The sequence below is a fragment of the Ferribacterium limneticum genome (assembly GCF_020510585.1).
Taxonomy (GTDB): Bacteria; Pseudomonadota; Gammaproteobacteria; order Burkholderiales; family Rhodocyclaceae; genus Azonexus.
In genome coordinates this window covers 2,913,339-2,926,192 of the sequence record NZ_CP075190.1, presented here as the reverse complement: position 1 = coordinate 2,926,192, position 12,854 = coordinate 2,913,339, and the positions used below count along the sequence as shown (strand labels likewise).

Below are 12,854 nucleotides of genomic sequence, written 5' to 3'. Positions count from 1 at the left end.
GGGCGCAGTGTACGCCTGCGCGCAGGCATTGCCACGGTCAACCGGAAATACTGGCCAATTTTGAAATCATCCTTGAAACCTCAGTTGGACGCGGCTGATGGTGCGTCTGGGCGGGATGGCCGGCGCGAAGCGACGACGCGGCAGGCTCATGCCTGCAAGGAGGAGTGACAAAGCCGGACCCCGACCAGGCGTGCCAGCGGCTGCGTAGCGCTGTCACCCAACGGGTGAATGGCCTAGAAGGCACAAAGGGCTGTATTCATGCGACTGGTCGGGGGATGGGTAAGCGGTCAACTGAAGTTTCAAAGATCATTGGCTTTCCATGGCGGTGCGCAGCAGGTCGATAAAGGCCGTGGTGCGTACCGGCAGCAGGCGGCGGCCCGGCGTCACGCACCAGATGGTCACCGTCGGCAAGGTCCATTCCGGCAGCACGCGTTTGAGCAGGCCTTGTTCGACCCATTTCACGGCGAAGCGGTCGGCCAGCCCGACGATGCCCAGTCCGTGCGCCGCGAGGTCGCGTTGCAGGCTGCGTGAGTTTGCCGCCAAGGGCCCGGTCGGCATCCCCTCCCAGCGCTCCGCACCGCGCGAGAGCTGCCAGGGCAGGGCTTCACCGGTACCGCTGATCGCCCCGAGGCAAACGTGGTTGAGCAGATCGGCCGGCTGTTCCAGGGGGCCATAACGGGCCAGATAGGCCGGGCTGGCGTAAAGGCTGCCCTGCATTTCGCAGAGCTTGCGGGCGACCAGCGTGCTGTCGTCGGGCAGGCGGCTGGCGGCACGCACGGCGAGGTCGAAGCGCTCGGCCAGCAAGTCCACGCGGCGGGGCGACAGATCGAGTTCGAGCCGTACTTCCGGGTAGCTGCTGGCGTACTGGAGGAGCAGTGGCGTCAGATCGAGCTCGACAAAATCGGGCGGTAGCGAAACGCGCAGCACCCCACGCGGCATGCCCTGCCGGTGCAGGGCCATGGCCGAAGCGGCCTCGGTTTCCTCGAGCAGGCGCTTGGCATGATCGAGGATCTGCTCACCGAATTCGGTGATGGCCAGCCGGCGCGTGCTGCGCGTCAGCAGGCGTTCGCCGAGTTTCGTCTCGAGCTGGGTAATGCGCCGGGACAGCGTCGATTTGGGCAGCCCGCAGCGCTCGGCCGCCCGGGAAAAACTGCCGGCGTCCATGACCAGGGCGAAGAGGATCAGATCGTTGGCATCAAGGCTCATGGCCATCCTTATTGTTTCATTAACGGAACAATAATACCCATTTCGACGACTTCCGGATCGTTATTGTGATCAATAGAATTCACTCCATGGTTTCAGCGGTTTGAGCCACGAACCCCACCCCACATTGGAGATAACGATCATGAAAATCCTGCAAATCAACGCCAGCGCCCGTTCTGCCGGTGCCAACTCGACCCGTCTGGCCGATACCGTGACGGCTCGCCTGCTTGCCCAAAATCCGAACGCCACGGTCGAACTGCGCGATCTGGCCAGCCACCCGCATCCGGTGCTCGACGAACCGGCGCTCGGCGCCTTGTTCACGCCGGCCGATCAGCGGACGGCCGAACAGGCGGCCCGCGTCGCCCTCGACGACGCGCTGATTGCCCAGGTCCAGTCGGTCGACGCCATCGTTCTCGGCGTGCCGATGTACAACTTCGGTGTGCCGGTCCAGCTGAAGACCTGGATTGACGCCATCGCCCGGGCCGGTGTGACCTTCCGCTACACCGAGAAGGGCCCGGAAGGCCTGCTCAAGGGCAAGAAGGTCTATGTCGCCCTGGCCCGCGGCGGTCTCTACCGCGATACCCCGGCCGATTCGCAAGTGCCTTATCTGAAGAGCGTTCTCGGCTTTCTCGGCCTGACCGACGTCGAGTTCATCTACGCCGAAGGCCTGGCGCTGGGTGCCGAGTCGGCGAGCAAGGCATTTGCCGAAGCTGAAGCACAGATTGAAGAACTGATTGCCTAACAATTGAAGATGGGCGGCGTTCATAACCGAGCGCTGCTGTCTCAAGCCCATTGGAGAAAATCATGAACACAGCACCATCCAGCCATCAATACAGAACGGTTGAGCGCCTCGTTGCCGGTGTTCAGACCTCCGACGGCGCCGGCGTGCGCCTGACGCGGGTGCTGACCCAGAACCTGCAGCGTCGCCTCGATCCCTTCCTGATGCTCGATGCCTTCCGCAACGAAAATCCGGACGACTACATCGGCGGCTTCCCCGATCATCCGCACCGCGGTTTCGAAACGGTCACCTACATGATCGCCGGCCGCATGCGCCACCACGACAGCGTCGGCAACGAAGGCCTGCTCGGGCCGGGTGGCGCCCAGTGGATGACGACGGGTAGCGGGCTGATCCATTCCGAATTGCCGGAACAGGAGGAAGGGCTGATGGAAGGTTTCCAGCTCTGGCTCAACCTGCCGGCCAGCCAGAAAATGGTCGCGCCGAGCTATCGCGACATTCCGCCGGCGGCCATTCCGGAATTCACCGACGAGAACGGCGTTGTCGTCCGCGTCATTGCCGGGGCCAGCCATGGCGTCGATGGCGCCGTCCACCGTCCGGACACCGAGCCGCTCTATCTCGACGTCCATCTGCCGGCCGGCACGCGTTTCGAGCAGCCGATAGCTGTCGGTCACAATGCCTTCACCTACACCTACCGGGGCAGCGTGAGCATCGCCGGCACGACGGTCGCCGACCGGAACATGGCCGTCCTGAGCAACAACGGCGCCGCGGCTGTCTGCATCGAAGCCGTTGAGGACGCCCGCGTGCTGATCGTCGCCGGCCAACCGTTGAACGAGCCGATTGCCCAGTACGGCCCGTTCGTCATGAACACCGGCGAGCAGATTCAGCAGGCCATGCGCGACTACCAGGCCGGCAAGTTCGAGGCGACGGCGGTTCAATCGTTGTGAACCAATAGGCCCGGCCATCGTCGAATCAGGAAGATGAATTTTCCGACATGGCTGGGCCAGTCGAACGATAACGAAAGGCGACTCCGTGGAAATTTCCCAGCTCAGCGAAGCACTTCAGCGTGACGCCGTCTGGGTCGTTTTCCTGAACGTCCTGCTGCAACAGATCGGGCTGCCGGTGCCGGCCGTTCCGACGCTGCTCCTGGCCGGCAGTCTGGTCGTCGGCTCGGGGCAGTTCGCCAGCGTCCTGGCTGCCGCCATCGTCGCCTCGGTGCTGGCTGATTGGGTTTGGTATCTGGCCGGCCGCGCCTTTGGCTATCGGGTGCTGGCGGGGCTGTGCAAGCTGTCGATCAACCCTGCTTCCTGCGTCAGCCAGACCGAATCCCGCTTTGTCCGCTGGGGGATTGGCTCTCTGGTCTTTGCCAAATTCATTCCCGGTTTTTCGACGGTGGCGCCACCCATTGCCGGCTCCTTGCGCATGCGGCAGCCGGGTTTCCTGCTCGCCGCTGCCACCGGGGCGGCATTGTGGGCCGGGCTGGCTTTGGGTGCTGGCTGGCTGTTGCGCAACGAAGTCAGCGCTGCCATCGCGGCGCTGGACCGGCACAGCGGCAGCGCACTTGTCCTGCTCGCCGCCATGATCGCCCTCTGGCTGGGCTGGAAACTGTGGCAGAAATACCGCTTCCGGCAATTGTCGGCCGTACCGCACATCACGCCGCTTGAACTGATCGCCGCGATGGAGGGCGACCAGCCGCCGCTGGTCCTCGACCTGCGCGGGCCGAGCATGATCGCGGAAACCGGGCCGATTGCCGGCGCGACAGTGGCGGAGCATGACCTGCTGCTTCATGCCGTCGGCGAATGGCCAAAAGACCAGCCCATCGTCACCCTGTGTGCCTGCCCGGAGGATGCCGGGGCGATTCAGGCGGCGCGCCAGCTGCTCGACGCCGGATATATCTCCGTCCGGCCCCTGAAAGGCGGCTATGAAGCCTGGCTGGCGATTGCCCTGGACAAAGGAATGGTAACGTCAGCTATATGACGTTAGCCTGATTGCGTCAGCGTTGTTGCGAGGAGAAAATGCAGGTTTCATAATCAGTGGAGCCAGCCATGAGCAACGAGCGCAGAGGACGCCCGGAGAGACGCGGCCGCGACGTCGGCCCGCCCAGCGGTTGTTTCGACCGGCGGCGAACGGTTGAGCGCCGACTTCCCGAAACCGCGGAAGCCGAGTTGTCGGCCGATGACTTTGCAAAATTTTTCGGCTCGGTGAACAAAGCTACCGGCAATACCGATCAACTTGATCTGGCCGCCGAGGTTTTCGAGCGGGCTCGCGACCGTTACTGACCGCTTTATCCGCCTAACCTTTGCTGGCGATGTTTGACCAGCGCGTAAATCGCCGGGATGACGGCCAGGGTCAGGATGGTTGAAGAAATCATGCCGCCGACCATGGGCGCGGCGATGCGGCTCATCACTTCCGAGCCGGTACCGGTCCCCCACAAAATAGGCAACAGGCCGGCCATGATCGCGGTGACCGTCATCATCTTGGGGCGGACCCGTTCGACGGCGCCTTCCATGACCGCGGCGTAGAGGTCGGCAGCTTGCGGGCTACGGCCTTCCGCGGCACATTTGGCCTGCACGGCCGTCCACGCGTGGTCGAGGTAGATCAGCATGACGACGCCCGTTTCAGCAGCCACGCCGGCCAGCGCGATGAAGCCGATGGCCGCGGCGACCGACAGGTTGTAGCCGAGTATCCACATCAGCCAGATGCCGCCAACCAGCGCGAAGGGCACCGAAAGCATGACGATCAGCGTTTCGGTGATGCGCCGGAAGTTCAGGTAGAGGAGCAGGAAAATGATCAGGAGGGTGACCGGGACGACGACTTTGAGTTTCTCGATGGCCCGTTCCATGTACTCGAACTGGCCGCTCCATGTGACGTAGGTGCCGGGGGTGAATTTGACCTTTTCGTTGACCGCCTTGCGGGCTTCCGCGACGTAGGAACCGATGTCGCGGTCGCGGATATCGACGTAGATGTAAGCCGAGAGCAGGGCGTTTTCGGTGCGGATGGCCGGGGCGCCGGTGCTGATCTTGATCTCGGCGACCTGGCCGAGCGGGATCATGGTCGCCGGGGCGCCCATTTCGGCCGGCACCGGGACGAGCACTTCGCGGGCGATGGCCTGCGGGTCGCTGCGCAGGTCGCGTGGGTAGCGGACGGTGACGCCGAAGCGCTCGCGGCCTTCGACGGTGGTGGTGACCATTTCTCCGCCGAGGGCGGCGGCGACGACGTCCATCAGTTCGCCGACGCTCAGGCCGTAACGGGCCAGGGCATTGCGGTCGGGCACGATGTCGAGGTAAAAGCCGCCGGTGATCCGTTCGGCGAAGGCGCTGCTGGTGCCCGGCACGGCCTTGACGACGCTTTCGATTTCCTTGGCCAGGCGTTCCATCTCGACCAGATCGGTGCCGAAAACCTTGATGCCGATGGGGGTGCGGATGCCGGTGGACAGCATGTCGATGCGCGCCTTGATCGGCATCGTCCATGAGTTGGCGACGCCGGGGAATTGCAGCGCCTTGTCGAGTTCGGCGATCAGCTTGTCGGTGGTCAGGCCGGGCCGCCATTCACTTTCCGGCTTGAGGTTGATCACCGTCTCGAACATCTCCATCGGCGCCGGGTCGGTTGCCGTCTGGGCGCGGCCGGCCTTGCCGAATACCGAGGCAACTTCCGGGAAGCTCTTGATGATCTTGTTCTGGGTCTGCAGCAACTCCGCCGCCTTGGTCACCGACAGGCCGGGCAGGGTGGTCGGCATGTAGAACAGCGTGCCTTCGTTGAGGGTCGGCATGAATTCGCTGCCGAGCCGGCTGGCCGGGATGATGCTGACGGCCATGGCGATCAGGGCGAGGGCGATGGTCGTTTTCTTCCAGTTCATGACGGCGGCGATGATCGGGCGATAGATGCGGATCAGGAAACGATTGACCGGGTTTTCGGCTTCCGGGCGGATATGGCCGCGGATGAAGAGCAGCATGAGGACCGGCACCAGTGTGACGGACAGGAAGGCGGCGGCCGCCATGGCGAAGGTCTTGGTCCACGCCAGCGGCGCGAACAGCCGGCCTTCCTGGGCTTCGAGCGTGAACACGGGGAGGAAGGAGACGGTGATGATGAGCAGGCTGAAGAAGAGGGCGGGGCCGACTTCCTTGCAGGCGGCGATGATGGCTTCGCTGCGCGACTCGCCCGGCTGCAGACGTTCGAGATGCTTGTGGGCGTTCTCGATCATCACGATGGCCGCATCGATCATCGCGCCGACGGCAATCGCAATGCCGCCCAAACTCATGATGTTCGAATTGATACCCAGCGCCCGCATGCCGATGAAGGCGGCGAGGATGCCGACCGGCAGCATGATGATGGCGACCAGTGCCGAACGCAGGTGGAGCAGGAAAACGATGCAGACCAGCGCGACGATCAGGCTTTCCTCGGCCAGTGTGCGTTTGAGCGTGGCGATGGCACGTTCGATCAGTTCCGAGCGGTCATAGACGGTCTGGATGCTGACGCCTTCGGGCAGCCCGGCGCTGATTTCGGCGACCTTGGTCTTGACGTTGTGGATGACGTCCAGCGCGTTCTGGCCAAAGCGCGACATGACGATGCCGGACACCACTTCACCTTCGCCGTTCAACTCGGTGATGCCGCGCCGCTCGTCGGCCACCAGTTCGACCCGGCCGATGTCGGCGACGCGCACCGGCGTGCCGTTCTGCGCCTTCAAGACCAGATTCTCGATGTCGCCCTTGCCGCGCAGATAGCCGCGGCCGCGCACCATGTACTCGGTCTCGGCCATCTCCAGCGTGCGGCCGCCGACGTCGCGGTTGGAATTGCGGATCACCTCGGCGACGCGCATGAGCGGAATGCCGTAGGTTTTCAGCTTGATCGGATCGACGGTGACCTGGTACTGCTGAACGAAGCCGCCGATGCTGGCCACCTCGGCGACACCGGGCGCTTTCGCCAGCTGGTAGCGCAGATACCAGTCCTGCAAGGTGCGCAGTTCGGCCAGCGTCTTGTCCTTGGCCAGCACAGCGTACTGGTAGACCCAGCCGACGCCGGTGGCATCAGGGCCGAGGGTCGGACTGACACCCTTGGGCAGCTTGCCGGAGACCGAATTGACGTACTCCAGCACCCGCGAACGGGCCCAGTAGATGTCGGTGCCGTCTTCGAAGATGACGTAGACGAAGGAGGCGCCAAAGAAGGAGAAGCCGCGGACGACCTTGGATTTCGGGACCGAGAGCAGGGCGGTGGTCAGCGGGTAGGTGACCTGATCTTCGACAACCTGCGGCGCCTGGCCGGGGAATTCGGTGTACAGGATGACCTGGACGTCGGAGAGGTCGGGTATGGCGTCGAGCGGGGTTTTGAGCACCGACCAGATGCCGGCGATGGTGATGAAGAGGGTGGCCAGCAGGACGAGGAAGCGGTTTCTGGCTGACCAATTGATGAGGGCGTTAAGCATGAGGCGCTTTTCTGTGGGGTTTGCCCTGGATCGGCGTGCGGGCGGCTAATTGGCTTGGGGTTCCGCCCTTGCGGGGCGTCTCACTTTTTCTTGCTTCGCCAAGAAAAAGTAAGCAAAAAGAAGGCGACCCTGGGTCGGTGCCGGCTGCGCCGGTTCCCTGCGCGACTCGGTGCTGGCGGGGGCTGCGGAACTCGGGCTTCGCCCTCAGACAGTCCTCGCCCTTTATCCGCCAGCCCCTGCGTTGCTCGGCACCTCTCAAGGGGCCCGGTGAAACGATCCGGGTTTGAGCTTGGGTGCCTGAATGGCAGATTTCATTTTTGGCCTTTTTTTCCGGTTGACCGTGGAAGCCGGTTTTTGGGGCTACATCGGTCGAGCGTGGACGCCTTTGGGGCCCCCGTGGAAGGCGCTGAGCAACGCAGGGAGGCCGGGGGCAGTCGGCGAGGACTGTCTGAGGGCGAAGCCCGAGTTCCGCAGCCGCCCGGACTGCCGAGTAGCGCAAGGAACCGGCAAAGCCGGCGGCGCCCTCGGGGTCGCCTTCTTCTTTGGCTACTTTCTTCTTGGCGAAGCAAGAAGAAAGTACGCCCGCCAGCAGGGCGGAACCCCAAGCTTGAGCAAATCCAATGCTCATTTCTTCACCACCGAGGTAACCACCCATTCCCCCGGCCCCCGCTCAACAAACTCAAACTCAATGCCAGCCCCCGGCTTCAAACCCGAAACCAGCGAAGGATTCGCCAGCACAAAATCCATCTTCATCGCCGGCCATTTCAAACTGGCCACCGGCTCATGCGAAATCGTCACGCTTCCGGACGCCGCATCCACAGCATTCAAAACCCCGACCGCCTTGTGCCCGACTGCCGCCGGTTTCACGGCCGGAGCGCCGTCAGCCTTCTGCATCCCGCCCAGCGCCGCCTTCAAATTGCTCTCGGCATCAATCAGGAAGTTGGCCGACGAAACCACCATCTCTCCTTCCTTGACCCCCTCCAGCACCTGCACGAATTCCCCGCCCCGCGCCCCAAGCTTCACAGCCCGCGGCTCGAAGCGACCTTCGGCCAGTTGCACGATGACCACCTGTTTGTTGCCGCTGTCGATCACCGCCGAATTCGGCACGGTGACGACCGACGCCGCGCCAGCCACCGGAATCTCGACCTCGGCGAACATCGCCGGTTTCAGGCGGCCCTTTGGATTGGCCAGTTCGATGCGCACCGGCACCGTCCGCGTTTCCGCCTTGAGCGTCGGATAGACGTAGGCGATGCGGCCCTCGAAGACCTCGCCGGGATAGGCGTTGATCCTGATTTTTGCCTTCTGGCCAAGGTTCACCGCAGTAATGTCCTGCTCGAAAACATCGGCCAGGACCCACACCGACGAGAGGTCGGCGATCTGGTAAAGCATCTCGCCGGGCATGAAGCGCATGCCCTGGACGGCCTTTTTCTCGCTGACGATACCGGCCACCGGGGCGCGGAAGGTCAGCGTGCGTTTGGCGTTGCCGGAGTGGGCCAGGGCCTTGATCTGTTCGTCGGAAATATCCCAGTTTCTGAGCCGCTGCAGGCTGGAGTCGGCCAGTTGTTTCATCGCCGATTGCGCTTCGCCGCCGGCTTCGTTGAGCTTGCCGACGCCCTGCGCGGCGATGGCGTATTCGCGCTGGGCCGAGACCAGTTCCGGGCTGTACACCTCGAACAGCGGCTGGCCGCGGCCGACCGGCTGGCCGGTGGTGTTGACGTGCAGGCGCTCGATGTAGCCCTCGAACTTGGCGGTCACCGTGTAGCTGCGGCTTTCGTCGATTTCGACCCGGCCGCTGGCGCGGACGTTCTTGTCGAGCACCTGCAGCTTCGCCGGCTCGGCCTTGACGCCCATTTTCTGGATTTTCTCGGCGCTGATCTTCAGGCCGCTGTCGCCCGCCCCTTCATCCTCGCCCTCATAGACGGGGATGTAGTCCATGCCCATCTGGTCTTTTTTCGGCGTCGGCGAGGTGTCGGGCAGGCCCATCGGGTTGCGGTAGTAGAGCAATTTCGGTTTTTGCCCTTTTTCCGGGTTGACCGTGGCAACCGCTGTCGCGTCATCCGTTTTCTGCTGGGCCAACTGGTAACCGCCGGCAAAACCGCCGACGGTGAGGGCGACGGCGATGAAAATGAATAAGGGGCCGTTTTTCACAGGTCTTCTCCAAGCAGGCGTTCGATCTCGGCCAGCCGTATCTGTTGGCTGGCCTGGGCGCGCAGCAGCGCGAGGCGGGCATTGCGGATCTGGCGCTGGGCGTCGAGCAGGGTGGCGAAATCGACCTTGCCGTTCTCGTAGCCGGCCAGCGCCGATTTGAAAGTCAGTTCGGCCTGCGGCAGCAGGCGGGTGCGGGTGATCTGCTCGGTCGTCCGGGCCGCATCGAGATTGCTCAGCGCGGCACTGAGGTCGCCCATCAGCCGGTGGCCGAGCGCTTCCTTGCGCGCCGCCGCGGCTTCCAGCATGCGCTCGCTTTCGCGCTCCTGGCTGCGCCTGGTGCCCTGTTGCAGCGGCAGGTTCATTTCCAGCATCAGGCTCCAGGCATCGACGCGGTTGCCGACCTGCATCGGCGCGACGCCCAGCGTCAGGTCGGGATAGCGGTTGCGGTAGGCCAGCTCGCGGCTCTTCTCGGCGCCGCCGACGCGGGCGGTTTCGATGGCCAGCTGCGGGTTGGCGGCGAGCAGTCGCTCGGTCAGCGCAGCGCCATCAAGGCGGGCGGGAATCGGCCGGAGCACTGCCGGTTCGGCCAGCGCCGCGCCGCTCGGGCGGGCCAGCATGGCGTTGAGGAAAACCATCAGGTGATGGAACTCGCTCTCCATGCCGACCAGCTCGCTATCCATCGCGCTGCGTTCGAGCTGGGCGCGAATGGCGTCCTGCTGGGCCGCCAGGCCACCGGCGTAGCGGGCCTGGGCGATCTGTTCGAGGCGGCGGGTCAGTTCGATATTCTCGCGGGTCAGTTGCAGCGACTGACCGGTCAGCCAGTATTGGGCGTAAAGCGTCTTGATGCGGCCGGCCACTTCAGCCCAGGTGTCGCTGGCCCGGCCTTCGGCCTGGGTCGCCTCGGCACTGGCCACGTCGCGCTTGAGGTCGCGCTTGCCCCAGAAGGGCAGCGGCTGCATCAGCGTGTATTTGGTGTCACCCGTCCGCGTCGGGTCGAGCGTCGCATTCTGGCTGCCGTTCTTCGTGATGTTTTCCAGCTCGATGCGCAGCACTGGGTCAGGCAGGGCGCCGGCCGGCTGAATGCGTTCGCGCGCCGCTTCGGCTTCGAGGCGGACCATGCGGACATCCGGGCTGTGCTCGCGGGCAGCGGCCAGCAGCGATTCGACACTGGCGCCGGGCAGCGGCTCGGCGCCATGGGCGGCCAGCGCGGTGAGCAGGAGGGCGAGAAGCAGCGGATGTTTCATGGGCAGCCTCAATGGCGATGGCGTTTGCCATCCTTGTGAATGTGCTCGCCGGGGGCGGGGGCTGGCGTTTCGGCAACCGTTTCAGGCGTTACCGCCGGCGGCTCTGCCATCGTCGGCGCCGCCACTTCCGGCCCAGCGAAAGCCGATGCCGAGACGCCGATACCATGCCGATAAACCATTTCGCCACCCAGCCAGCCGGTCACCCCCAGGCCGGCCGAAAGCACCAGCATGATCGGCAGCAATGCCGCGTGCGGCGGGCGTTCCGCGCGTTGGCGCAGGCCATCCCAGACGGCCAGCGCGATCAGCCCGGCCGTGCCGGCCAATGCCCAGTTGCGATGACTGAGCATGACCAGATGACCGGCGCCGTCATGTTCAACCGTCTGGAAAGCGTACCAGCCAAGCGCCGCCGCGAAACCGGCGCTCACGGCGGCGCCCAGGACAAGCAGGCGGCCGCTGGCCGTGAAAGTCGGATTGGCCGGGCGCAGCCGGCCAAGCAACAAGAGCAGCGTGGCCGTGACGGCGAGGGCAATCGGAAAATGAACGACCGCCGGGTGCCAGTTGGGGATGATTTCAGGCATCGGCGAAGCGCTTACTTCGCCATCTCATAGCGGCTGACAATGGCGTTGCCGCCCTTCATCTCGGCCGCGAACCGGATCTTGTCACCGGCCTTGAGCTTGCCCAGCCAGGCTTTGTCGGCAACGCCGAAGGCCATGGTCATCGGCGGCATGCCGATGCTGTCGAGCTGGCCATGCTGGATGACTATTTCGCCAGCCTTGGCATCGATTTTCTTGACCAGGCCGTCGCTCAGCGGCGCATTTTTCGTCGCCGCCATGTGGCCGGCGTGGGGATCGTGCTGGGCGAAAGCGGGGAGGCTGAGGGAGAGCATGAGGGCAAGCAGCAGGCGCATGGCGGTTCCTTGGTGGATGGATGCGGCGATTCTGCGCTGCTGCGGCCGTCAGGCGTCTGACGGCAGGATTACAAGTTTGTAATCTGCTGCGTGACGCGGGTTTGCGGCAATGACTAGGTTACGACGTAATCGACGACTTCGGGCGGCGAGCTGAGCGGGGTTTCCCCGACCAGTTCGCAGACCGAAACCTCGATGCCATGACACATCGAAGCCAGCGCGAGGTCGTTCGGTTCCTTGCCGAAAGGCTCCTCTATCTGTTCGCCGATGACATCCAGCGCCAGAAAGGTGTAGGCGATGAACGGGGCGACGAGCACGGTCACCCAGCCGATCGAGGTGCTCAGGCCGACCGGCAGCAGCAGGCAATAGACCATCACGGTCCGGTTCATGAGCACGCGGTAGGTGTAGGGAATGGGCGTGTTGGCGATGCGCTCGCAGGCCCCCGAGGCTTCGGTCAGGAGATTGAGGTTGCGATCCAGCGATTGCAACTGCAGGTCGCTGAGCACGCCGGCCTTTTGCGCAGCAGCAAAGTCTTGGGCCAGGCAGAGCAACAGCGCTGACGGCACAAAGCGGGTGGCACAAACGCGCTCGAGCACCGCCGCATCGAGGCGACAGGTCAGATCATTCCGTGGGTCGGTGCCTCGCAACTGGTGCTTGAGAGCAAAGGCAAAGGCCGACAGGGTGCGCGCCACGCGGCGCTGTAATCCGGTTTCGTCAGGAGCAAAGCTGGCCACCTCGCGGATCAGCGAGCGGGCGCCGATGAGCAGGGCGCCCCATTGCTTGCGGGCTTCCCAGTAGCGGTCGTAGCTGACCGAGTTGCGGAAGCCGAGGAAAATGGCCAGCGCCACGCCCATCAGGGTAAATGGCGGAATCGACAGGGCCGAAGCGGCATGGGCGCTCATCCACCAGTCGAGACTCAGGACGCTCAGTACGGAAACCGCCAGGACGAGCAGCAAACGCGTGAGGATGTAAGGCAGAACGGAGCCGCGCCAGACAAAAAGCAGGCGAAACCAGTGCAGATGGGGGCGGACGATCATGGCGGCAGTCGGACAGGTGAATGGGAGATGGCGGCGCAAGCGCTGGGGAGGCGCAGCATAACGGACGGGAGACGGGCAAACAATCCGGCGTAACGCCCTGTTACACCCGGTCACGCTGATCACGCAGGCGAAATTTCGGGATTCCCGTATATTTCCCACGCAT

General features: G+C 64.1%; 11 protein-coding genes. 4 read left to right on the top strand and 7 right to left on the bottom strand.

Going from position 1 to position 12,854, the window contains the following annotated elements:
- Positions 1 to 306: 306 nt before the first annotated feature.
- Positions 307 to 1,206, bottom strand: a complete 900-nt coding sequence (locus tag KI613_RS14060; RefSeq protein ID WP_226400511.1) for a LysR family transcriptional regulator — start codon at positions 1,204 to 1,206, stop codon at positions 307 to 309.
- 139 nt (positions 1,207 to 1,345) lie between these two features.
- Here KI613_RS14060 and KI613_RS14055 point away from each other — a divergent pair, with 139 nt between their 5' ends.
- From KI613_RS14055 to KI613_RS14040, 4 genes are all read left to right on the top strand, one after another.
- Positions 1,346 to 1,945, top strand: coding sequence for an FMN-dependent NADH-azoreductase (locus tag KI613_RS14055; RefSeq protein WP_226400509.1), 600 nt, complete (start codon positions 1,346 to 1,348; stop codon positions 1,943 to 1,945).
- Between the two features lie 62 nt (positions 1,946 to 2,007).
- On the top strand, positions 2,008 to 2,886 hold the full coding sequence (locus KI613_RS14050) for a pirin family protein (protein ID WP_226400504.1): 879 nt from the start codon (positions 2,008 to 2,010) through the stop codon (positions 2,884 to 2,886).
- Positions 2,887 to 2,971: 85 nt separating this feature from the next.
- Positions 2,972 to 3,916 (top strand): VTT domain-containing protein, encoded by a 945-nt coding sequence (locus KI613_RS14045; protein WP_226400503.1) that lies wholly within the window; start codon positions 2,972 to 2,974, stop codon positions 3,914 to 3,916.
- Between the two features lie 68 nt (positions 3,917 to 3,984).
- A complete protein-coding gene (locus KI613_RS14040) occupies positions 3,985 to 4,218 on the top strand; it encodes a hypothetical protein (protein ID WP_226400502.1) in 234 nt (77 codons plus the stop codon).
- 5 nt (positions 4,219 to 4,223) lie between these two features.
- On the opposite strand, the gene KI613_RS14035 is transcribed toward KI613_RS14040, so the two are convergent.
- The 6 genes from KI613_RS14035 to KI613_RS14010 form a co-directional block, all read right to left on the bottom strand.
- Entirely contained in the window at positions 4,224 to 7,358 is a 3,135-nt protein-coding gene (locus tag KI613_RS14035; protein ID WP_226400500.1) for an efflux RND transporter permease subunit, read from the bottom strand.
- 624 nt (positions 7,359 to 7,982) lie between these two features.
- Positions 7,983 to 9,506, bottom strand: a complete 1,524-nt coding sequence (locus KI613_RS14030; RefSeq protein ID WP_226400498.1) for an efflux RND transporter periplasmic adaptor subunit — start codon at positions 9,504 to 9,506, stop codon at positions 7,983 to 7,985.
- Positions 9,503 to 10,750 carry a TolC family protein gene (locus tag KI613_RS14025; protein ID WP_226400497.1) on the bottom strand — a complete coding sequence of 416 codons (1,248 nt, stop codon included), beginning with the start codon at positions 10,748 to 10,750 and terminating at the stop codon, positions 9,503 to 9,505. Before KI613_RS14025 ends, KI613_RS14030 begins: the two co-directional genes overlap by 4 nt.
- Positions 10,751 to 10,758: 8 nt before the next feature.
- Positions 10,759 to 11,328, bottom strand: a complete 570-nt coding sequence (locus tag KI613_RS14020; RefSeq protein WP_226400495.1) for a DUF2231 domain-containing protein — start codon at positions 11,326 to 11,328, stop codon at positions 10,759 to 10,761.
- An 11-nt stretch (positions 11,329 to 11,339) separates the two neighbouring features.
- Positions 11,340 to 11,657, bottom strand: coding sequence for a copper-binding protein (locus KI613_RS14015; RefSeq protein ID WP_226400493.1), 318 nt, complete (start codon positions 11,655 to 11,657; stop codon positions 11,340 to 11,342).
- A 113-nt stretch (positions 11,658 to 11,770) separates the two neighbouring features.
- Positions 11,771 to 12,691, bottom strand: a complete 921-nt coding sequence (locus KI613_RS14010) for a bestrophin family protein (protein WP_226400491.1) — start codon at positions 12,689 to 12,691, stop codon at positions 11,771 to 11,773.
- Between the last annotated feature and the right edge of the window lie 163 nt (positions 12,692 to 12,854).